Annotated in this window: 18 protein-coding genes and 2 tRNA genes; 8 read left to right on the top strand and 12 right to left on the bottom strand. The window is 43.9% G+C overall.

The genetic code is table 11. From position 1 onward, the window contains the following. Positions 1–43 precede the first annotated feature (43 nt). From QZ331_RS01640 to QZ331_RS01620, 5 genes are all read left to right on the top strand, one after another. Positions 44–3409 carry a TonB-dependent receptor gene (locus QZ331_RS01640; protein WP_294627438.1) on the top strand — a complete coding sequence of 1122 codons (3366 nt, stop codon included), beginning with the start codon at positions 44–46 and terminating at the stop codon, positions 3407–3409. An 11-nt stretch (positions 3410–3420) separates the two neighbouring features. After that, on the top strand, positions 3421–5325 hold the full coding sequence (locus QZ331_RS01635) for a RagB/SusD family nutrient uptake outer membrane protein (RefSeq protein ID WP_294627437.1): 1905 nt from the start codon (positions 3421–3423) through the stop codon (positions 5323–5325). 21 nt (positions 5326–5346) lie between these two features. Further along, positions 5347–6216: a discoidin domain-containing protein gene (locus QZ331_RS01630; protein WP_294627435.1), complete on the top strand. Its 870-nt coding sequence runs from the start codon at positions 5347–5349 to the stop codon at positions 6214–6216. Between the two features lie 220 nt (positions 6217–6436). After that, a complete protein-coding gene (locus QZ331_RS01625) occupies positions 6437–9307 on the top strand; it encodes a M60 family metallopeptidase (protein WP_294627433.1) in 2871 nt (956 codons plus the stop codon). A 147-nt stretch (positions 9308–9454) separates the two neighbouring features. Beyond that, entirely contained in the window at positions 9455–10015 is a 561-nt protein-coding gene (locus QZ331_RS01620; RefSeq protein WP_294627431.1) for an RNA polymerase sigma-70 factor, read from the top strand. Positions 10016–10075: 60 nt separating this feature from the next. On the opposite strand, the gene QZ331_RS01615 is transcribed toward QZ331_RS01620, so the two are convergent. The 6 genes from QZ331_RS01615 to QZ331_RS01590 all read right to left on the bottom strand — a co-directional run bounded on the left by QZ331_RS01615 (position 10076) and on the right by QZ331_RS01590 (position 14817). Then, on the bottom strand, positions 10076–11923 hold the full coding sequence (locus tag QZ331_RS01615) for a right-handed parallel beta-helix repeat-containing protein (RefSeq protein WP_294627429.1): 1848 nt from the start codon (positions 11921–11923) through the stop codon (positions 10076–10078). A gap of 13 nt (positions 11924–11936) precedes the next feature. Then, a complete protein-coding gene (locus QZ331_RS01610; RefSeq protein WP_294627427.1) occupies positions 11937–13208 on the bottom strand; it encodes a Gfo/Idh/MocA family oxidoreductase in 1272 nt (423 codons plus the stop codon). 61 nt (positions 13209–13269) lie between these two features. Continuing rightward, positions 13270–13342, bottom strand: a tRNA-Gly gene (locus QZ331_RS01605). 8 nt (positions 13343–13350) lie between these two features. Next, positions 13351–13433, bottom strand: a tRNA-Tyr gene (locus QZ331_RS01600). Positions 13434–13482: 49 nt separating this feature from the next. After that, positions 13483–13977 carry a 6,7-dimethyl-8-ribityllumazine synthase gene (gene ribH / locus QZ331_RS01595; protein WP_294627425.1) on the bottom strand — a complete coding sequence of 165 codons (495 nt, stop codon included), beginning with the start codon at positions 13975–13977 and terminating at the stop codon, positions 13483–13485. A 156-nt stretch (positions 13978–14133) separates the two neighbouring features. Next, the gene (locus QZ331_RS01590) at positions 14134–14817 is read right to left on the bottom strand and encodes a tetratricopeptide repeat protein (protein ID WP_294627423.1); all 684 of its coding nucleotides are present in this window, start codon (positions 14815–14817) and stop codon (positions 14134–14136) included. Between the two features lie 162 nt (positions 14818–14979). Here QZ331_RS01590 and recF point away from each other — a divergent pair, with 162 nt between their 5' ends. Both recF and QZ331_RS01580 read left to right on the top strand, forming a co-directional pair. Then, a complete protein-coding gene (gene recF, locus QZ331_RS01585) occupies positions 14980–16089 on the top strand; it encodes a DNA replication and repair protein RecF (RefSeq protein ID WP_294627506.1) in 1110 nt (369 codons plus the stop codon). Further along, the gene (locus QZ331_RS01580) at positions 16086–16373 is read left to right on the top strand and encodes a DUF721 domain-containing protein (protein ID WP_294627421.1); all 288 of its coding nucleotides are present in this window, start codon (positions 16086–16088) and stop codon (positions 16371–16373) included. Before recF ends, QZ331_RS01580 begins: the two co-directional genes overlap by 4 nt. On the opposite strand, the gene QZ331_RS01575 is transcribed toward QZ331_RS01580, so the two are convergent. The 6 genes from QZ331_RS01575 to gap form a co-directional block, all read right to left on the bottom strand. Beyond that, positions 16360–16923, bottom strand: coding sequence for a 5-formyltetrahydrofolate cyclo-ligase (locus QZ331_RS01575; protein WP_294627419.1), 564 nt, complete (start codon positions 16921–16923; stop codon positions 16360–16362). The two genes, QZ331_RS01580 and QZ331_RS01575, sit on opposite strands and share 14 nt — an antisense overlap. Next, positions 16898–18586 (bottom strand): S41 family peptidase, encoded by a 1689-nt coding sequence (locus QZ331_RS01570; protein ID WP_294627417.1) that lies wholly within the window; start codon positions 18584–18586, stop codon positions 16898–16900. The genes QZ331_RS01575 and QZ331_RS01570 overlap by 26 nt, the downstream gene beginning before the upstream one ends. Before the next feature lie 29 nt (positions 18587–18615). After that, positions 18616–19065, bottom strand: coding sequence for a dCMP deaminase family protein (locus QZ331_RS01565; protein ID WP_294627415.1), 450 nt, complete (start codon positions 19063–19065; stop codon positions 18616–18618). Positions 19066–19077: 12 nt separating this feature from the next. Next, positions 19078–19584 (bottom strand): DUF4847 family protein, encoded by a 507-nt coding sequence (locus QZ331_RS01560; RefSeq protein WP_294627413.1) that lies wholly within the window; start codon positions 19582–19584, stop codon positions 19078–19080. A gap of 23 nt (positions 19585–19607) precedes the next feature. Then, positions 19608–21668, bottom strand: coding sequence for a M3 family metallopeptidase (locus QZ331_RS01555; RefSeq protein WP_294627505.1), 2061 nt, complete (start codon positions 21666–21668; stop codon positions 19608–19610). Positions 21669–21840: 172 nt separating this feature from the next. Next, positions 21841–22851 (bottom strand): type I glyceraldehyde-3-phosphate dehydrogenase, encoded by a 1011-nt coding sequence (gene gap, locus QZ331_RS01550; protein ID WP_294627411.1) that lies wholly within the window; start codon positions 22849–22851, stop codon positions 21841–21843. Between the two features lie 141 nt (positions 22852–22992). Between gap and mscL the strand changes: the two genes are divergently transcribed. After that, a complete protein-coding gene (gene mscL, locus QZ331_RS01545) occupies positions 22993–23439 on the top strand; it encodes a large-conductance mechanosensitive channel protein MscL (RefSeq protein WP_294627410.1) in 447 nt (148 codons plus the stop codon). The last annotated feature ends 95 nt before the right edge of the window (positions 23440–23534 follow it).

The following is a 23534-nucleotide window of genomic DNA, read 5'->3' as shown; positions in this document are numbered from 1 at the left end:
AATTTTTTTATTAACCATATGTCTAATCAAACTTAATTAAAGCATGAGAAAATCACTCAGTTTTCAAAGTTGTGTACGATATTTCAAGAGTATCGTGCTGGTTTTGCTTTTTTATCCGTTGACAGCACTTGGAGCCCAGGGGCATATTACGGTAAAAGGACAGTCTATTACTATCAAAGAAGCTATTATGCTCATTGAAAAGAACAGTAATTATGTCTTTTTCTACAATGCTGCGGATTTAAAAAACATTCGATTGAAAAATATCAATTGTTCGGGTACGATTGATAAGGTGTTAAATGAAGTCTTTGCCGATACCGGAATTACTTGGATGATTCAGGACAATGATGTGATTCTGAAAATGAGTAAAACGGAATCGGTTCAACAAGCTAAGAAAGCGGAAGTTGTGGGTGTGGTTACCGACGCACGGACGGGAGAACCTGTCATTGGAGCAAGTATCGCTATTGTGGGAACATCGACAGGTGTTATCACCGATATCGACGGTAAGTTTGTGATTCAGGCAAATCCGCAGGATGTGCTGAAAGTATCGTATGTGGGATATACCACCAAAGAAGTGAAAGTAGGCAATCGGAAAGTGCTTACCATCGATTTGGCGGAAGATGCGCAGGCACTTGAAGAAGTGGTGGTGACGGCTTACGGAACAGGACAGAAGAAGGCAAGTATGGTAGGTTCGATACAGGCCATCCGTCCGGCAGAACTGAAAGTGCCTTCAACGAATCTTTCCAACTCATTTGCCGGTCGTCTGGCAGGTGTGGTTGCCGTTCAGCGTACCGGCCGTCCCGGAGCTGACGGTTCGGATTTCTGGATTCGCGGTATTTCAACCCTGAGCGGAACAACATCTCCTCTGATTATTATTGATGGTGTACAGGTGTCTTCGGCCGATTTGAACGCCCTGGACCCGGAAGTAATCGAAGGATTCTCCATCCTGAAAGATGCTACCGCTACAGCAATGTATGGAACCCGTGGTGCCAACGGTGTAATGATTGTCACTACTAAATCCGGACAGAATTTGGATAAGCCGATTATCAATTTCCGTGTAGAAGGGCAGGTGAGCCAGCCTACCAAGACTCCCAAGTTTGTGGATGGAGCTACGTATATGGAACTGTTCAACGAAGCAGTGAAGAATGATGGCAGTTCGGACGTTCTGTATAGTCAGGATAAGATTAACGGTACGCGTATGAAACTGAATCCATATGTTTTCCCAGATGTGAATTGGTATGATGAGATGTTTAATAATATAGCTTTTAATGAGAAAGTGAACTTTAACATCCGTGGTGGAGGAAAGAAGATTGATTATTTTTCGAGTATCTCGGTCAATCACGAATCAGGTATGTTGAAGAATCGTTCCAAAGATTTTTTCTCTTACAACAATAATATTGACGTGATGCGTTATGCTTTCCAGAACAATATTAATGCATACCTTAGCAAGTCATCAAAGTTATCTGTAAGATTGAACGTGCAACTTCGTGATTTGCGTGAGCCTAACCGTGGTGTTGATGATATCTTTGCAGATGCAATGAATACAAGTCCGGTTGAATCTCCCGTTTTCTATGAGCCTGATGGAGTGACCAATCATGTGAAATGGGGTACTACCGACCGTTTGATTACAGCTTATCAGGGTAATCCCGTTGCCCAACTGACTACAGGATATAACGATACGTTTGAAAGTACGGTTATTGCTGCAATTGAATTTGAACAGAAATTGGATATGCTGACTAAAGGACTTCGTTTCAAGGCTTTGGGAACATTCAAGAACTGGTCGAAATCGGTGAACCAATATAGCGCCGGCTGGAATAAATATTTGTTGGATTCGTATCAACTCAACGAAGATGGTTCGTACAGCTACACCACAAGCAGGGTAGGCAACGAAGTAACGACCGACTTGAACAATACGAATGCGACGGCAGGAGACCGCCGGATTTATTTGGAAGCAATGGTTGATTATAACCGTACATTTGGAAAGCATGATGTGAATGCTATGTTGCTTTACAATCAGGATGAACTTGTGAATAATGTGCCGGGTAACAATCTTATCAATTCGTTGCCCAAACGCAAACAAGGTCTTGCCGGACGTTTTTCGTATGCATACGACGGCAAATATATGGCGGAAGTCAATATGGGTTACAACGGTTCCGAGAACTTTGCGAAAGGACACCGTTGGGGTTTTTTCCCTTCCGTAGCGTTGGGGTATAATATCAGCGAAGAGAGTTTTTTTGAACCTCTTCGTAAAGTTGTCACTAATATGAAACTGCGTGGTTCGTGGGGATTGGTCGGTAATGACCAGATTGGGGGCGAAAGATTTATCTATATGCCTACAATCAATCTGTCCGGCAATGGCTTTACTACCGGTATCGACCAAAACTATGGACTGAACGGACCGGTTTACACACGTTACGAAAACAATAATATCACTTGGGAGGTAGGAAAAAAAATCAATTTAGGAGTTGACTTGCAACTGTTGAACAGTCTCAACATCGTGGTTGATATCTTCCGTGAGAACCGTACAAATATCTTTCAGAAGAAAGGAACCATTCCTACCTATTTGGGAACCGGAGCTACGGATGTGTATGGTAACCTTGCCGAGATGAAGAATCAGGGATTCGACCTTTCGATTGACTACAACAAGGCCTTCAGTAAAGATTTCTATATGAACTTTAAAGGAACCTTTACGTATGCCCACAATGAGATTACCAAATACGACGAAGCACCTAAGTATGCTTTTCAGTCGAAAGTCGGACAGAGTGCCAATGTGACCTCGGGATATTTGTCGAACGGATTGTTCTTGGATGAGGCTGAGATAGACTGTTACAATCAACAGATGGGGTCTACATTGGGGGCAGGCGATATCAAATATATCAATGTGTCGAAAATGCACGGATATGATGATGATATCGTAGATGTGGACGACTGGACATGGATTGGAAACCCGTCTGTACCTGAAATTGTATATGGTTTCGGACCTTCGTTCAAATATAAGAAATGGGACTTCTCTTTCTTCTTCCAGGGTGTGGCGAAAACCTCCTTGTTTATGAGCGGATTCCATCCTTTCGGCGACAACTCATTGCGTAACGTACTGCAATTTGTGGCAAACGACAGATGGTCGCCCACCAATCAGAATGTGGATGCGAAGTATCCGCGCTTGACACGTAAGACAAGTTTGAATAACACCCGTACATCCGATTACTGGATGCGCGACGGTTCGTTCTTGAAACTGAAAAATATGGAAATCGGATATACATTGAAGAGAATGCGTTTCTATGTGAGCGGTTCCAATCTGCTGACATTCTCCAAGTTCGATTTATGGGACCCGGAACAAGGTGGCGGTAGTGGCTTGAAATACCCTACACAGCGCGTCTTTAATGTTGGTTTCCAAATGACTTTCAATAATTAAATTTATATAGTATGAAAAATATAATAAAATATCTGTTTTTGGCATTGTTTGCAGGAGTTACAATGGTTTCCTGCAATTTCTTGGATGTGGTTCCGGCGGAGAAAGCAAGCGATAAGGATGCTTTTTCCAGCCCTAAAGCGGCAGAAAGATTCCTATACTCTTGCTATGGATATATCCCGCAGATTAATATGGTGCAGAACTGTCTCGACTTCAGTGGAGATGAGATTATAAGTCCGTTTACTCAGGAATCGTACGTGAAATTTGCCGAAGGCGTCTATACTTCGGGAAACTTGATTATCAGCTATTGGAACGATTTGTTCTTGGGTATTCGCCAATGCTATTTGTTGAAGCAGAACATCAACTCGGTTCCCCGCATTGACCAGGAAACGATAGACAGTTATGTGGCTCAGGCTGATTTCCTGATTGCTTATTTCCATATGTTGCTGATTAAATGCTACGGCCCTGTCGTATTGGTGAAAGAATTGCCGATTTTGGATACTCCAAGAGAGAATCTGTTGGGACGTACCGCTTATGACGAGTGCGTGCAGTGGACTTGCGATATGTTTGACAGTGCTGCCGGAAGATTGCCGGCCACCCGTACCGGTTCGGAATACGGACTTGCAACCAGCGTGGCTGCAAAAGCCCTTAAAGCCCGATTGCTGCTTTATGCGGCTTCTCCTCTGTTCAACGGCAATACGGAATACTATAGTGAATTTGTCAATACGGACGGCAGTGCGTTGATGCCTCTCTCTTACGACGAAAATAAGTGGAAAAAGGCAGCAGACGCCGCACTTGAGGCAATCAATTTGGCAGAGTCCAACGGATATAATTTATATGAAATGCAAGAAGGAGATTTGAGCGGTTATCCCGAACCTCAGGATTTGATACAGCGCACGATGCGTTTTACATTTATGGACAAGGACAACTCGACAGAAGTGCTGTTTGCCGAGACGCGTAAAGCGGGTGCATACGGCTTGCAGCCCAAATCCTTGCCTTTCTTGAGTGACGGCTCGTGGAACGGTGTTGCGCCGACTTTGACTATGGTGGAACGTTTTTATACGAAAAACGGGCTTCCTATTGACGAAGACCCCGAGTTTGATTATCAGAACCGCTTCTCGGTAGTTCCTTTCCCCGATGATGTTACCTATGGCGAAGGACAGACCTTGAAGATGAATATTGACCGTGAACCCCGTTTTTATGCTTGGATTGCATTTCAGAATGGTTATTATGAATGCCAGACAGAGTCTAAAGAGAATGCATATGTAGCGAGTGCCGAGCGTGTGGGAGGCAAGAAATGGCTGACGGATTTTACACTACAGGGAAATTGTGGTAAGCAAGGTAGAAATAACAACTATTCAAAAACCGGATACTTGAATAAAAAGGGAGTTCATCCGGGAGTAGCTGCTTCCAAATCGCAAAAGGCGCCCTCAAAGGACTATCCGTGGCCGGTTATCCGTCTGGCGGAATTGTATCTGAGCTATGCAGAAGCGTGTATCGCTTACAATAAGGAAGGCTATCTTGAGAAAGGTATGGAAAAACTGGACAGAGTGCGTCAGCGTGCCGGACTTTCTTCTGTGAAAGACTCTTGGAAGAATGCGAAGAATCCGATAGTGAGCTATGCGGGAAATGGTGGTCTGAACGGTAAACTGACAGAAATCGTAAGACAGGAAAGAATGATAGAACTTTATCTGGAACAGCAGAATTTCTGGGATATCCGCCGTTGGAAATTGGGAGCCCAATACTTTGATGTACCGGTAAGAGGTATGAATATCGATGCTTCTGATATCAACGGATTTGCCACGGTGAAAACACTTCCCGATGTGCGCAATTTCGATACTCCGCGCCAGTATTTGTTGCCGATTCCGGCTGCCGAAGTGAGCAAGAACCCGAATATGGTGCAGAATCCTAATTATTAATTAAATTTTAGCATGACTGTTATGAAGAAAAATATTTTTTTATTGGTTGTCACTCTACTCTTGGCTGGATTTGCAGCTTGCAGTGACGAAGATACAAAGTCTGTTGTCCCTTCTGATGTGATTGAGTTGAGTGCCGATACGCAAAATAAGCCTGGTTACATTGTGCTTCGTTGGGTGACGCCTGACGATAATACCATCAGATATATTAAGGTATCTTATTATGACTATTTGCTGGAACAGGAAGTGGTAAGACTGGCAAGTGTTTATGCGGATAGTGTGTTGATTCCGGATACACGCAAAAAGTTCGGTGAGTATGAATTTAAAGTACAGTCTTATAGCGAAACGGGTGATGCGGGAAATGTCCAGACTATCACGGCCGTATCGGAACCGGCACCGGTGCAAGTAGTCTTTGGTGAATCCAAACAGATGGCATTGACGGAAGAGCAGTTGTCGACCAATGCTCAGGAGCAGTCGGAAGGACCTATTGCTAATCTTATTGACGGAAATACCGGTTCTTACTTTCATACAAGCTGGAGTGGGAATGTACCTCCGGCTCCCCACTGGTTTCAGATAGAACTGCAAAAAGAGATTACTTATTTTAAGTATGAGTCGGTAGCGCGTAATGGCAATAATATTCCTGATGATGTGGATATTATGGGTAGCAACGATGGAGTCAATTTTGAGTTGATTGAGAATCTTACTAAAGCTAAGAACGGAATGTTGATGAGCACAACGCCATACACATCGCCCATCATGGGAAGTAACTTAAAACCTTATCGTTACATACGTTATTCGGTGAATCACACCAATACCGGCTCTGTCTTTTTCAGTATGGCGGAATTCAAATTGTTTGAGGTTGACGCAAATGTGGTCGATCCTGAAGCCGATTAGTACCGGATGTGAAGTGCATACATTGACATAATTGAATGGGTTTTGTCTTTTTGACAGATAAGGCGGAAATGAAATAGTTCTTTATTTAAGAACAATATTGGATTTCCGCCTTTTTTATCCCTGTTTTTGAATAGATTTACATAATAATAGATAATGATTGGCTATTTTCTCCTGCAGATCGCTCATATAGAGGGGAAAATAGCGTAATAGATTTCGGCAAATGATGAATAGTTATACAAAGAAATGTTTGATTATCTTCTTCGCACTTATACAGTGGGCTGTCGCTTTTTCTTGTGCCGGCGATGACGAAGTGCTGGAAGGAGTCGATTTGTCCGTCAATAAGGAAGTGGTGGACTTTAAATGTGAAGCCGGTGCGCAGAACATTACAGTCACGACAAATGCTCCGGTTTGGGAAGCTACGGCGGATAAGAGTTGGTGCACGCTGTCTGTGGCAGGAAAGATATTGAAAATTTCCGTAGACGAAAGCGACGAAAGGCTGGTGCGTGAAGCTGTCATAACCATAACGGCGGCGGGATTGAAAAAGGCGGTTAAAGTCCGCCAGTTGGGTTATGAGCCTGCCATATTGGTTGATACCAATGTGGTTGAGGTAGAAGTCATCGGAAAAGAGATTACTTTCAATGTTACTTCCAACGTGGAGGTAAGCGCCGTGCTGCCCGATTGGATTACCAGGAAAGCAAATACCCGTGCATCGGAAATGGTGACGTCGACCCATACTTATAGCGTGAAAAGCAGCACATTGGATGAAAAGAGAGAGGGAACCATCCTGTTTACCGAGGTCCTGCCGGAAGGGGCTCCGGAAGAAACGGCTCCGGCTACTGCTTCGGTTTTGGTTGTACAGCATGGGTTGAATGAGTACAATAGCGGCGAGGGAGAAGATATCGAAGGGGATGTCAAAGTGAAAGTTGTGAGCGGTACTGATACTTCTCATCAGGGAGGAGACGGCATCGAAAAGTCTTTTGACGGTGATTATAATACGTTGTATCACTCGAATTGGTCGAACGAGGGGGCGAATTATTTCCCGATTACGTTGACCTATAATTTTGCGGAAGCATCCGATGTGGATTACCTGATTTATTATCCCCGTTCCACCGGATATAACGGCCGTTTTCAAGAAGTGGAGATACAGTATTCGGAAGACGGGAATGCATTTACGAAGTTGCTCGATAAAGATTTTGAAGGTTCGGCAACCGCCACCAGAGTGACTTTCGATAATACGGTCAGGGCTAAGTCTTTCCGTTTTATCGTAAAAAGCGGCGCGGGCGACGGCCAGGGATTTGCTTCCTGTGCCGAGATGGAATTCTATGCTAAGAATCTGGATGCTTTCGACTACTCTACTCTTTTTGAGGACGAAACGTGTAGCAGCCTCAAGGCGGGAATCACAGAAGCGGATATCGAGAACTGTAAATATCCTTTTTTCAAGAATCTCGCCTATTATATGTTTAACGGCAAGTATGACAGAAACTTCCGTGTGGCAACGTATCAGGCGTTCCCCAATCCGGATATTCAGTCGGGAACCCATAAGACGAATCCATACAGCCTTCTTGACAACCCGACGGGAATCTCGGTGAAAGAAGGAGAAACGGTGGTGGTCATGGTAGGCGATACATATGGGCAGAACATTGGAATGAAGGTACAGAATTTGGATGCACCGGGAGGTGACGGTTTCGGGGGAATGACATATCCGTTGTACCGTGGTGTCAATAAGTTGACAATGAGTGGAAAAGGACTGGTGTATGTAATGTATCATACCAAGACGTTGGAAGAGGCGGAAACGGTACGGCCTGTCAAGATTCATTTTGCTTCGGGCACGGTGAACGGTTATTTTGATTCGCAGAATGCAGAACACCAGGGGCGTTGGAGCGAATTGTTGGGGAAAGCTACGGACAAATATTTTGATGTGGTAGGCCGATATGCACACCTGACGTTTGAAACCAACGATTTCAAGAGATATGCTGCCGCAAACGGTAATGAATTGATTGACCTTTATGATGAGATTGCTTACAGTGAAATGCAACTCCTCGGTTTGGAGAAATATGGAAAGATGTTCAAAAACAGAATATATCTCAATGTCATGTATCACTCTTTTATGTACGCAACCGCTTATCACACCGCCTACAATCAGACGACGATGGGAGATGTCTGTAATCCGGCTGTCCTCAAAACTTCCGGCTGCTGGGGGCCTGCCCACGAAATAGGGCATTGCAACCAGACCCGTCCGGGAATCAAGTGGATAGGACTGACGGAGGTGACCAATAACATCATGTCGGAGTATGTGCAGACTACGGTGTTCGGCCAACCCTCCCGAATACAGACCGAGGATATGGGGGCGGTTTACCGCAACAGATATTCGAAGGCCTGGAACGGTATTATTGTTCCGAAAGCTTCTCACGCCAACTTTACCAACATCGATGATTCGAACGATGTGTTTTGTAAACTGGTTCCTTTCTGGCAACTGGAACTTTACTTTGGCAAGGTGCTTGGAAGGACTCCTCTTCAACAGCCGGACCGTGGAGGCTTCTATCCGGAAGTATTCGAGTACGCCCGTACAAAAGATTATGGTGGCATGAGTGAAGGAGAAATTCAGTTGGATTTCGTTTATAATTGTTGTGTGGCAGCCCGTCTGAATCTGCTTGATTTCTTTGAAAAATGGGGATTCCTGACTCCGGTAGACAAGCTGATTGATGATTATGGCACGAAAACCTTGAAAATTACCGAAGATATGGCAGAAGCATTGAAGAAGAGGGTAGAGAGCCTGGGATATGATAAGTTGCAGGATACAGCCCTCGAATATATATCGGATAATACGTGGGAACTGTACAAAAACAAACCACAGGTAATATCCGGAGCAAATGCAACCCGAAGCGGCAATACCATTACAATAAAGAACTGGCAGAATGTAGTGGTTTATGAAGTGAGGGATCAGGCGGATAATCTTATCTTTATCTCCAGTGGTGAAACGACGCCTTCCGACACCGATGTCTTTACACTCTCCGGTAACTGGAATGACGGCTATACATTGTATGCTGTTTCAGCAGCAGGTAAACGGACTGAAATTCCGTTTGCCGATTGATTGTAACTATAAATTTTGCCATAGATTGACACTGCTGTTTTATCAGATAATTGTGCGGCGTGTTAATCTATGGCTTTTTTCATGCATTTTATAGATGTAATTCTCTGTAAAATCTTTATCTTTGTATAAAGCAAGATTTTGTACAATATGAGAGAGGAAGAGTTGATAGAGCAAGTAAAAAATGGTAATAATATAGCTTTTGCTGTATTATATGACCATTATTGGCAGAGGGTCTATAATTTTACTAAGTTATATATAACTTCTTCCGACAGTATCTCTGAAATCGTACAGGATGTTTTTGTGAAGTTTTGGGAAGCTCGCCATCTGTTGGATAACAATAGGAAGGTGGAGGGCTTTTTATTTATTATTACCCGAAACATTATTTTTAATAAGACACGTAGCAAGATACGCGAAGATATGTTCAAGATGACGGTTTTGCGTTCCATTGAAAATGAAGAGCCCTACAATCAGGAAGACCGGATGGTGGCTGAGGATTTGAAGGAATATATCGACCGGTTGATAGCTGTATTGCCCGAACGGCAGCGTGAGATATTTTTAATGAGCAGGGAGGAAAATATGACTTATCGGGAGATTGCCCTCCGTTGCGGAATCGGTGAAAAAGCCGTTGAACGTCATATTTACCTCACCTTGAAATTTTTGAAAAAGAATCTTCTTTTATTCATTCTTTTTTCGATGCTTCCCGAGTAAAGTCCGTATATAGCTATCGGTGTGCTTCCATTCAACACCGATAGCTTATTGGATATCTGCTTATTTGATTTTCCGGAAGAATGGGTTTCTGCTGATTTTTATATCGGATGATTTCATGTTTTTAAATTTTACAGAACGTCCTAATACATCTCCTTCAATCTTGTTATCTGAAATAATGACCGATTTGCAGGCTTCCAGCGTGATGCCTTCTTTGCGGTAGTGATAGGGCTGATAGGTTGTATTGCGTATCAGAGTGTTGTTGGAGAAAGTCAGTCCGTTTACCGAACGAGCGAAAAGAATCGGATAGTCAAACAGGTGGAAGGTGTTGTCTACAATCCGGATGTTACGATGGTATGGATACTTTTGTTCAAGCGTCGGTATTTCCGGATCAATGCTGATTACAGCTTCACAGAATTGGTAAAGTGAAGAGTTGCATGGATAGCTGAAAACATTGTTACGTATTAGTACATCTTTTACGGCTCCTGATTCGTACCAGGCATTGGCATCTCCGGCAATTAAGATAGCGGAGCCGCTTGATTCGAATCGGTTGTTTTCGATGATGACTTTTCCGGGAGTAGATACGAGCAAACCGCGTGCACGGCAACTTCCGAAATGGCAGTTGCGTATTTCTGCATCTGGAGTACAAGTCAGGTTTTCTATCACGTATCCGGCTTCTACTCCGGCAGGAAGCGGGGCGGACAGTTCGATGACAAATTCGGCTTTGTTGAGTGCTTCAAATTTATTCATCTTTCCGGTAGCTACCGTACGCATTGTCTTGTGTTCTATAAATCCGATCGTTTCGTCCGGGCGTCCCCATTCCATTCCTTCGCTCATGTCATGCATGAATTTACATTTAATGCGGGTAGGAGAGAGGACTTCCATGATGCGTGAGCAGGTTCCGTGAATGTTGATGGGATCATCCATCAGTCCTGCCCAACTGCAATTTTCAATTTTGAGCAGACCGCTGCATCCCATAAAGTGAAAGCCATCGTCGTGTCCGCTTAATACACGTCCTTTTGAAGCATTCGGGATGATATGTACATCGTCAAAAGAGAGATTCTTGCTGTATTGCGACAAGATACCCAATCCGCAAGTATGAAATAATTTCAGGTTTTCCATTTTAGTGTTCGTGCTATGGAAAATGAAGATACCGGCGTGGTCGCGGGTACTATGTCGCAACACAAGGATGGTACCGGCAGCAGGATAGAATTTGCTTGCTTCTCCTTTGGGGTCGGACAGGCGCACACGTCCGGGACACACTTCTACTGCATCATAGCCGCGCCATCCCAGATTGTCACCAGTATTGGGCAAAACGAAGTGGGTTTTGGGGTCGAACTGCATAATTGACCACACGCTACTTTTCCATCCTTCACCGACAAAAGTCAGTCGCTTGTTTTCGATAATGTACGGATATTGGCAGGCGTCGATTTCAATTTCCATGAATTCGGGGGTTGATTCAATGACTGTGCCTTGTGCAGTTAAAGGGATGTCCCAGTCTACGGTGAAGTTTTTCAGTGTAATGTTTTGACAGTGATCTAAGGTGAACGGTTGCATTCGTCCGTGCATGATGAATTCCGAACCATTGCCGTCAATAGTCAAGTCGTTGATTTCATCCAACAATATTGCAAGGATTTTGGGATTTACATCATATGTATTTGTTTCGTGATATTCCTTTTCGATTGCGTATTGCGCCCAGAAATCATATCTTCCTTTGGGGAAGACAAGTACGGAACCCGGATTTTCTTTGCAGGCTTTTATTGCTTTTTGTACGAATGGAACCGCATTGATACGGCTGTCCGGTTTTAGACCGAAATCGGCTACTGAGATGATTTTGCCTGCCGAAATACTGGCTGTGCAGAGTAAGAGTGCAGATAATAGGCAAGTTCTTAATGATAAAAGTAGTTTCATGTTTTCTAAATTATTATATGATGACTTTATTTTTATACTCCTTCCAAGCTCCTTTGGTGAAGTCTGGTATCTCTACCGGTATGCTTCCGTTCAACACTGATTTTTCACTTAATTCCGTGATACACGACCATTCGGCAGCATCATATACATCCATATCTAATGGAAGCCCATTGCGCAGGCAATAGATAAGACGATAGTCCATCACATAGTTCATTTCGTTGGGTAATCCTTTGCGGTGTGCTTCTTCACCGATGGTCGCACTGAAAGGATGTTTGTAGCGTGCCAGTGTTTTCTCCAGTTTTTCTCCCATAAGTGGTGTGTCGCCGTTCGGGTCTAATGCGATGCATGGAACCGGATATTTCTGTGCGAATCCCAATGTGCCGCATACCGTCTGTAGGCGACTGTAAGGGCGCGGGGTGGAAACGTTGTACTGAAGCATGATTGTCTTTCCCTTGAGTGTATGGATAAGGGTCGTATTGACATCTCCCAACCGATATTTCTGGCAGGCTTCGGGTGAGTATTCACCGAACATCCGGCGGGCATATTCGCTCATTCCCGCCTGGTGGGTAGACATGGAAACGAGATACTCCATCTGGTCGCTGCGATGGATGTCGAGAATTTGACAGGCCGGGCCCAAACCGTGGGTAGGATAAGGATTACCGGTATGTTCGATGCTGTACTTTTTTCCCCAGTGATTGTGATAACCGCCTTCGTTTTCTTCGGCAAAATACATGGAGCGAAGGTCGTGGATGTAAGCTCCTTCTACGTGCATGATTTCTCCGAGTATTCCACGGCGTGCCATATTGAGCGTGGTCAGTGCAAAAGAATCATAGCAACAGTTTTCCAACATGATGCAGTGACGCCGGGTTTTCTCAGCCGTATCGACCAGTTGCCAGCATTCTTCCACACTCATGGCTGCCGGAACTTCGATGGCTACGTGTTTGTTGCATTGCATGGCAAACGTTGCCATGACAGTATGCATCAGCCAGTCGGTACAGATGAAAATAATATCCAAACCGTCCGATTCACACATCTTTTTCCAACCGTCTATGCCGGTGTATCCGATGGCTTCGGGACGATTTGCCTCTTTTAATTGTTGTTGCGCCTTTTGGAGATTGCCTTCTCTGATTTCACAAAGGGCTTTGATTGCTACGCCTTCTATTTGCAGATAGCGTTGCAGGGTGAGCAATCCCCGATTGCCCAGTCCTATAATTCCGATGTGTACGGTAGGGATAGGGGAATGCGCTAACCGGAGTACGTGAGTTTGTGTTTGAGAATCTTTCATAATCATAGCGGTCTGAAGTAAAACAAAAAAGAGAATCCAATTTCTCAGATTCTCTTCGTAGAGCGGAAGACGGGGCTCAAACCCGCGACCCTCAGCTTGGAAGGCTAATGCTCTATCAACTGAGCTACTTCCGCAATTTTTGTGGGCAAAGATGGATTCGAACCACCGAAGGCGTAAGCCAGCAGATTTACAGTCTGCCCCATTTGACCACTCTGGTATTTGCCCTTTTCGCTTTTGAGATGCTTTGTTTCTCAATTGCGATGCAAAGATACGACTATTTATTTAAACTCCAAACAAAATCGATCATTTTTATTGCAGAAATTGCACATTCGTCTCCTTTGTTCCCCAATTTACCGCCTGCACGATCCTCTGCTTGTTCCATTGTATTGGTCGTGATTAGTCCGTAAATCACTGGTATATAGCCGGTTGCGTTTAGTTCAGTGATTCCTTGAGTAGCTCCCATACAAACATAATCAAAATGTGGGGTATCTCCTTTAATTACGCAACCGATTGCGATAATTGCATCAATATCGCAATTTTCTATCATTTGATTGGCACCGAAAGTAAGTTCGAAACTTCCCGGAACGGTTTTCACCATAATATTTTCTTCTTTTGCTCCATGTTTTTTTAAGGTGTCGACTGCACCTTTCAGCAAAGCACCTGTTATATTGAAATTCCATTCGGACACCACGATGCCGAATTTCATCTCTTCTGCATTCGGAACCGAATCGAAATCGTATTCGGATAAGTTATGATAAGCTGTTGCCATAATAAATTGAGAATTAAAAATTAAAAAATGAAATTTTGGAAAGGGTGGGAAAAAAGGCACGGATTACACGGATTTCACGGTCGTTGTTGATAACTGTTTAATCCGTGTCAATCTGTGTAATCCGTGCCTGAATATTCTTATATATAATAAGGTATATTACTTCTTCATCAGTTTTGCTTGTTCGATGTACTTGTCGATGTCCATAGCTTGGTAAGACTGGAAGTATTTTTCCTTGATTTGGGTATAGGCTTTCACTGCATCGTCAAATTTTCCTTGTTTCACCAGGATTTCTCCGGCTTGTACCAGGAAAATCGGGCTTAATGTGTTATTGTCAGCTTTGTCTGCTGCCGACATCAAGGTAGAAGCTGCTTTATCCAATTGTCCGAGTTGTGCATAGCAATTTCCGATGGCACCTAAGATTGCAGGGGCAACCATTTGGTCTTTTCCGTTGAAACTGTCCAACATCTTCACGGCTTCTTCGTATTTACCGAGTTGTGCATAGCAAATACCTGCGTATGCTTTCGCCAGGTTTGCAGCTTTTGTTCCACTGTACTCGTCAGCTACTTTCAGGAAACCGGTATAACCGATGCTGTCACCGTTCAAAGCCTGTTCGAAAGCATCCTGCTCAAAGTATTCCTGTCCTTTGAAAAGGGCTGCCTGTGCTTTTTCTTCACGTGGTTCAGCATAGAGGTTCTTATACATGATGATACCTGCTACAACAACAATCACTGCAACAACACCGCCGATGATTGCGTTTTTGTACTTGATGAGAAATGCTTCCGATTGTGTCAGTGCATCTTCTACATTCAGATGTTCGTTCTGATTTTTCTGTTCTGCCATTTTATTATGATTCTTTTTGTTATTATTCACTATTTGATATTTCGAATCGCAAAAGTAGTTTTTTTATATCTACAAATGAAATTTAGAGCCATCTTTTTTTATTTTACATCCGAAAACCACGAAAATCTTGCTACTTTTGTGAATAAAATTAATGTGTACGCAATGATACTGAAACGAATATCCATCTTAAATTATAAGAATCTGGAAGAAGTGGAGTTAGGATTCTCCGCCAAACTGAATTGTTTTTTCGGGCAGAACGGAATGGGAAAGACGAATCTGCTGGATGCAGTCTATTTTCTTTCTTTCTGCAAGAGTTCGGGGAATCCGATTGATTCTCAGAATATTCGTCACGAACAGGACTTTTTTGTCATTCAAGGTTTTTATGAAGCGGAAGACGGGACGCCCGAAGAAATTTATTGTGGAATGAAACGCCGTTCAAAGAAACAGTTCAAGCGTAACAAGAAGGAATATAGCCGTTTTTCCGACCACATCGGTTTTCTGCCTTTGGTGATGGTATCGCCGGCCGATTCGGAACTGATAGCCGGAGGAAGTGATGAAAGGCGGCGGTTTATGGATGTGGTGATTTCGCAGTACGACAAAGAGTATTTGGATGCGTTGATACGGTATAACAAAGCGTTGACACAGCGTAACACACTGCTGAAAAGTGAGTTTCCCGTGGAGGAGGAGCTGTTTTTGGTTTGGGAGGAAATGATGGCGCAGGCGGGTGAAATTGTGTTCAGCAAGCGTGAAGCGTTTATCAAGGAGTTTATTCCTATTTTTCAGTCTTTCTATTCTTTTATTTCTCAGGACAGAGAATCTGTGGGATTGTCTTATGAATCTCATGCGCGCGATGCTTCCCTGCTGGAAGTGTTGAAACAGAGCAGGGAGCGCGATAAGATTATGGGGTTCTCTTTGCGGGGGATTCATAAGGATGAGCTGAATATGCTGTTGGGCGAATTTCCGATAAAGAAAGAGGGCTCGCAAGGGCAGAATAAAACCTATCTTGTTGCATTGAAACTGGCGCAGTTCGACTTTCTGAAACGCACCGGAAGCACGGTTCCGTTATTGTTGTTGGATGATATTTTTGATAAGTTGGATGCTTCGCGCGTGGAGCAGATTGTCAAGTTGGTGGCGGGCGACAATTTCGGACAGATATTTATAACGGATACGAACCGCGAACATCTGGACCGTATTTTACATAAGATTGGCAGCGACTTTAAGATTTTCCGTGTGGAAGGGGGAGCGATTCACGAAACGGAGGTTGAGCAATGAAGCGGAATGATGCCGAGCAGATAGGAAAACTGATTCAGCAGTTTCTTCGTCAGGAGAGTTTGGAGTCTCCGTTGAACGAACAGAGACTGCTGGATGCATGGCCTCAAGTTTTAGGACCTGCGGCAACTTATACCAGTAATCTTTTTATTCGTAACCAAACTTTGTATGTTCATCTCACTTCGGCTGCTCTCCGGCAGGAACTTATGATGGGGCGTGCCGTGTTGATACGTGCGCTTAATGAGAAGGTGGGAGCTACGGTTATTACAAATATCATTTTCCGTTGACAACGGACGGATCGTGGTCTGTTATAATTGTATCCATACGGATATCGTGCGGTTCTGCGGGAACTTCTTCCACTAATTGAAACGGAAAACAGATGCCGGCTTTGAAGGCAGACGGAATGCGTGGCAGAAGTCGGTCGTAATATCCTTTTCCACGTCCCAGCCGATTGCCTTTCAGGTCGAAAGCAACTCCAGGAACGGCGATGAAATCTATCGCCGCATAATCTATAAACACTTCTCCGGTCGATTCTTTTATGCCATAACTGCCGATGGTCATATCTTCGGGAGTGCTATAGATGCGTAATTCCAAATCATTGCCGATAACTACGGGCAGCAGAATACGTTTTCGGTTGCTCCATTTCCGGATAAAAGCGTGTGTGTCTACTTCATCTTTCAGCGAATGATAAAGCAATATGGTATTTGCCGCCCTGAAAGCCGGGTGGGCTTCAAGGGCGGCAAGTATTTTGGCTGACTGTGATTTTAGCACAGACGAATCCTTGTAGCGGATTTTCTGTGATGCGATGCATTTACGCAGTTCTTTTTTCTTTTCCATCTTTGAGGTTCTGTGTACTATTTTCCTCTTCAACTGCTACGGGAGCTTTTGGGAAAGCCTCTCCTTTTTCGAGTATTTCGATACCCTTGTTGACAGTAGCATCCGTCTTGTTGAAGTATTTGAGATAGGCTTCCAGCCCCAGCATATTGTAGATGATATTGCCATAGATGTTTTTTTCCAATAACTTATAGGATTTTTGGATAAGAATATTTCTTCTTTTCACTCCTTTGCTTTCGGCAAAACGGATGAACTGTTCAACCAATCCCTGACGGCGGAGGTAGTTCAGCAACTCTTCCTCGGTTTCATACTCGCTGAGTTTTTTCCGGTTATTGTCCGTATATTGGAATGTGAACGGAATGTTCAGACTGCGGCTGATAATTGTAGAAAGATAGGAAGTGACCCCTGTCGTATCTTGTGGCACGAAGATATCCGGCATGATACCGCCGCCACCATATACGGTGCGTCCTAAAGTGGTGCTGTAACGTTCGTTCTCGTTTTGTTTGATGCTGTCGCGTGAGAAGAATTCTCCATGTTCGTAACGGGTGTATAAATCAAGTTCGTAGTTGCGGTCTTTGCCACTTTCGTAAGGACGCTGGATACAACGTCCGGAAGGAGTGTAGTAACGGGCAATTGTCAGGCGGATGGCAGAACCGTCGCTGAAATCGATCGGCTGTTGCACAAGTCCTTTGCCAAAAGAGCGGCGTCCTACTATGGTACCCCGGTCGTTGTCCTGAATGGCTCCGGTGAAGATTTCACTGGCGGATGCGGAACTTTCGTCAATCAATACCACCAATGGCATTTTCTGGCAACTGCCTGTGCCGTTGGCATATTCCTCTGCACGCGGATATTTGCGCCCCTGGGTATATACAATCAGTTTTCCTTCGGGCAGGAACTCATTTACCATACGGATGGCGGCTTCCATGTATCCGCCGGTATTGCCGCGCAAGTCGACAATCAGCCCTTTACATTTCTTATGATTGAGTTGTGCCAATGCATTGAGCAGTTCTACGTGTGTGGTACGGCCGAACTTGCTGACTTTTATGTATCCGATATCGTCGTTTAACATATAAGATGCATCAACTGTATTTTGAGGAATGTCTCCCCGGGTGATGGCGAAATTCAGTAAGTCTTTCTCTCCCATACGTTTGACGCCCAACTTCACTTGCGAGCCTTTAGGACCTTTAAGAGTACGCATGGCACGTTCGTTGGTCACCTTTTTACCGACGAACAGGCTGTCGTCTACCATGACAATACGGTCGCCCGCCATCAATCCGACCTTTTCGGAAGGACCTCCCTGAATAACAGCATTCACATGAATGGTGTCATTCTGTATGGTAAACTGAATACCGATTCCGCTAAAACTGCCTTCCAGTTCGGCGTTGATTGCTTCGAGGTTCTGAGCCGGAATATATGTTGAATGCGGGTCGAGTTCAGCCAAAATCTGCGGCATTGCTTTTTCCACAAGGTCTTTCATGTTTACGGTATCCACGTACTGGTCATCTACGATTCGTAGCAGTGCATTCAGTTTGTTGGAAGAGCCGTTGATGATTCCTAAACGGTTGCCGGCAAAATGCTTGGCATAAAATGTGCCGATAAGAATACCGATTACCACGCTGACCGCTATGATGATAGGTGTAAAACGCGAAGAGTTTCTTCTACTCATGTCCATTCCTTTTTTTAACGTTCGTCTTATTATTTGTTCAAAGCGGAATTTTCATCCGGTGCTGTATAGATGATTTCAATTCCTGCCCGTTTTAATAACTCTATACCATCTTCCAGGCGATAGTGTTCGGAGTAAACCACCCGTTTGATTCCTGCCTGTATGATGAGTTTGGCACATTCGATGCAGGGAGAAGCCGTGACATACATCGTGGCTCCGTTGCTGCTATTGTTTGAGCGTGCTATTTTAGTAATGGCGTTGGCTTCCGCATGGAGCACGTATGGTTTGGTCAAATTGTTCTCGTCTTCGCATACATTCTCGAATCCCGAAGGCGTTCCGTTGTAGCCGTCAGAGATAATCATTTGGTCCTTAACGATCAAAGCGCCTACTTTACGACGTTGGCAATAGGAGTTTTCAGCCCATATGTTAGCCATACGTATATAACGTTTGTCAAGTTCTAATTGTTTCTTTTCTGAGTCCATGTTTCTTTATTGTTAGTTGTTTACCACGTAGAAAACCATACGGAAAGTCTGCTTGCTGTCTTTAGGCTTATATAGCAGGTATAAGTTTTTGTTGTCTCCTTCATAGGAAGTAGCATTATTGAGTCCTTCCATAAAATTGTAGGCGAGTCTGTCTTTGCTGCCATCTCCTTCTGTGATGTTAGCGTTGAAATGATTGTTTTTGCCGTTTGCACTCCAGGTTCCGGTAAGGGGATAAGCAGAGGTTACGGTTCCTTTAATTTTTCCGTTGATGACCTCTCCCTCGGCTGCGCCTTCAAAAACGACATTGTATGTTCCTTTTTTATTCAACTCTTCGATGCTTTTCCTTTTATCTGCTTCATTTTCCCAAAAACCGAACATTTCATGACCGCCATCTACTGTGATGTAGTTTAGTTTCCATGTCTTTCCTGTGAAGATGGCATTTACATCGTCCGTATCATTGCATCCGGAAAATAAAGGAAGCAATAGCAGTAATCCTGCAATTTTGTATATACTTTTCATTCTGTTTAATTATGGCCTGTTACTTATTTCTTGATTCCGTTTCTGATTAACAAAGCGTCAATGGTCGGTTCCTGTCCGCGAAAACGTTTGTAAAGCGTCATAGGATGCTCCGTGCCTCCTTTCGACAGGATATGGTTGCGGAACGAATCGGCAACTTCCCGGTTGAATATTCCTTTTTGTTTGAATAGCGAGAAAGCATCTGCATCCAATACTTCCGCCCATTTATAGCTGTAATATCCGGCAGCGTATCCGCCGGCAAAGATATGAGAGAACTGTGTGCTCATGCAAGCCTCTTGCACGACAGGCAATATTTGCGTTTTTCTCCATGCTTCCTGCTCGTAAGACTTCACATCTCCCTCGAAAGGAACGGTTCGTGTGTACCAAGCCATATCAAGCAATCCGAAACTCAACTGTCGCAAACAGGCGTATGCGATATTGAAATTCGATGCGTCTGTCAGGCGTTTGATTAATTCCTCCGGCAAGACTTTTCCTGTCTGATAATGGCGGGCGAAAGTATTCAGAAAATCTTTTTCGATGGCGAAGTTCTCCATAATCTGTGAAGGAAGTTCTACGAAATCCCAATATACATTCGTACCGCTTAAACTCTTGTAAGTTGAGTTGGCAAATATACCGTGCAGGCTGTGTCCGAATTCATGCAGGAATGTCTCCACTTCATTGAACGTCAGCAAGGCAGGCTTGTTTTCGGTCGGTTTGGTGAAATTCATTACAACAGATACGTGCGGACGGCTGTTTTCACCTGTCTGTTGGTTTATCCATTGCTCTTTGTAGCTTGTCATCCAGGCACCCGAACGTTTGCCGGAACGCGGGTGGAAGTCGGTGTATAAGACCGCAAGGAATTTTCCCTTCTTATCGAACACTTCAAAGGCTTCTACATCTTTATGGTAGACCGGAATCTCGGCGTTTTTCCGGAATGTGATGCCATATAACCTTTCTGCCAGCCCGAATACTCCTTTTTTAACCTGCTCAAGCTCGAAGTAGGGGCGAAGCATCTCTTCGTTTATATTGAATTTCTTGTCTTTCAGTTTGTTTGAATAATAGCTCCAATCCCAGGGCATTACAACAAAGTCGTCTCCCTGTTCCCGGCGTGCCAGTTCTTGTACTTCCCTGTATTCCTGCTGCGCGGTGGGAGTGTATGCTTCCAATAGTTGGTTGAGCAGCCTGTATACAGATTCGCTGTTTTCAGCCATTCGTTTTACGAGCATATATTTCGCATAATCCTTGTATCCCAACAGTTGGGCTATCTTCATGCGTGTATTGGCTATCTTCTTTACGATTTCGATGTTGTTGAATTCATTGTCGTGCGTACACTTGGTATTGTAAGCCATATACAGTTTTTGGCGTAAATCGCGGTTGGCCGCATACGTCATGAAAGGAATATAGCTTGGTGCATGGAGGGTGAACGCCCATCCCTCTTTATCTTCGCTTTTGGCTGTTTCGGCAGCAGCTTCTACGATGATGTCGGGCAATCCGGCGAGACTCTCCTCTTTGGTCAGCAACATTTGGTAACTATTGGTTTCTTTCAGGTTGTTTTCGCTGAAATCGAGTGTCAGTTTGCTCAGTTCGGTAGTCAGCCGGCGGTACTCTTCGCGTGCTTCGCCTTCTAAGTTGGCACCGTGGCGAACGAAACTGTCATATGCATTTTCCAATAATTTGCGTTGCTCCGGTGTAAGCGGCAAGTTCTCTTTTTGGTTATATACCTCTTTCACGCGTGCAAACAGTTTTTCGTTCAGTGTGATATTGTTGCTGTGCTCGCTGAGCAACGGCATGATTTTTTGGGCTAATGCTTGCAGGTCGTCATTCGTTTCCGCGCTTAGCATATTTCCGAATACGGCTGTCACTCTATCCAATAAATCTCCCGAATTTTCGAAGGCTTCTATGGTGTTGTCGAATGTCGCTTTCTCCGGATTCTGTATGATGGCTTCCAGTTCGGCGTTTTGCTGCTTGATTCCTTCGAGGATGGCAGGTTCATAGTGTTCGGTTCTTATTCGGTCGAAAGGCACGGTTCCGTGCGGCGTCTGATATTGCCCGAAGAACGGATTCTGGGCCTTTGCTATATTGTTCATGGTGCAAACAAGTATCAATGTTATTAATAATTTCTTCATAGGAACGCAAATCTACTAAAATTGTGGCTTATACAGCGGATAACCGTTTGCTTTTTAACAATATATAAAATGAAATGCACAAAAAAAACCGCCACGGTTTCCCATGACGGTTTCTTATATGTTAATCTTCTAATTAAGCGTTAACTGATGCCATATGAGCGATCAAGTCAAGAACTTTGTTAGAGTAACCGATTTCGTTGTCATACCAAGATACAACTTTAACGAAAGTATCAGTCAAAGCGATACCTGCTTTAGCGTCGAAGATAGAAGTACGAACGTCGCCCAAGAAGTCAGAAGAAACTACTGCATCTTCAGTGTAACCCAGGATACCTTTCAATTCGCCTTCAGAAGCTTCCTTCATTGCAGCGCAGATTTCAGCGTAAGTAGCCGGTTTAGCCAAGTTAACTGTCAAGTCAACTACAGATACGTCCAAAGTCGGAACACGCATAGACATACCAGTCAGTTTGCCGTTCAAAGCAGGGATAACTTTACCTACAGCCTTAGCAGCACCAGTAGAAGAAGGGATGATGTTGCCAGAAGCAGCACGGCCACCTCTCCAGTCTTTCATAGAAGGACCGTCAACTGTTTTCTGAGTAGCAGTTGTAGAGTGAACTGTAGTCATCAAACCGTCAAGGATACCGAACTTGTCGTTCAATACTTTAGCGATAGGAGCCAAGCAGTTAGTAGTACAAGAAGCGTTAGATACGAACTGAGTACCTTTAACGTATGTTTTTTCGTTTACACCGCAAACGAACATCGGAGTATCATCTTTAGAAGGAGCTGACATTACAACATATTTTGCACCAGCTTCGATGTGAGCCTGAGCTTTGTCTTTGCTCAAGAATAAACCTGTAGATTCAACAACGTATTCAGCTTCAACTTCGTTCCATTTCAAGTCAGCCGGATTTCTTTCAGCCGTGATACGGATAGCTTGACCGTTAACAATCAGTTTGCTGTTTTCAACGTCTGCTTCGATAGTACCGTCGAACTGGCCGTGCATTGTATCATACTTCAGCATATAAGCCAAGTAATCAACCGGGCAAAGGTCGTTGATACCTACGATTTGAATATCGTTTCTTTTCATTGCAGCGCGGAAAACGAAACGTCCGATACGTCCGAATCCATTAATACCTACTTTAATCATTTTGTTTAAACTTTTAAGGGTTTTATAATATTTGTTCAAATATCTCTTAGCCTGCGCACTTGTTTTATTTCCAAATGCGGTGCAAAATTACGAAAATGTTTTTATATTCGCGCATTAAATTCATATTAAATATTGAAAAAGATGGGAAAGAGTACATTTTTACAGGACTTTAAAGCGTTTGCCATGAAAGGCAACGTTATTGACATGGCTGTCGGTGTAGTGATTGGTGGTGTGTTTGGAAAAATTGTATCGTCATTGGTGGCTAATGTAATCATGCCGCCGATCGGCCTATTGGTTGGCGGTGTGAACTTTACGGATTTGAAATGGGTAATGAAAGCGGCAGAGGTAGGAGCTGACGGCAAAGAGATTGCGCCTGCGGTATCGTTGGATTACGGTCAGTTCCTTCAGACCACTTTCGACTTTCTGATTATTGCTTTTGCCATATTCTTGTTTATACGTCTGATTACGAAACTGACGAATAGAAAGAAAGAAGAAGCGGCGGCAGCGCCACCCGCTCCGCCCGCACCGACGAAAGAAGAGGTGCTGTTGGCTGAAATTCGTGATTTGCTGAAAGAAAAGAAGGCTTGAACGGATTAAAAAAATAAAGGAGATTCCGAGTATTATCTTGTGAGTCTCCTTTACTTTTTTCCTTCATTGTTATACAGATTGCGTACTTTTTTCTA

The organism is uncultured Bacteroides sp., assembly GCF_910586915.1.
Taxonomy (GTDB): Bacteria; Bacteroidota; Bacteroidia; order Bacteroidales; family Bacteroidaceae; genus Bacteroides.
This window is presented reverse-complemented; position numbering and strand designations above follow the sequence as displayed.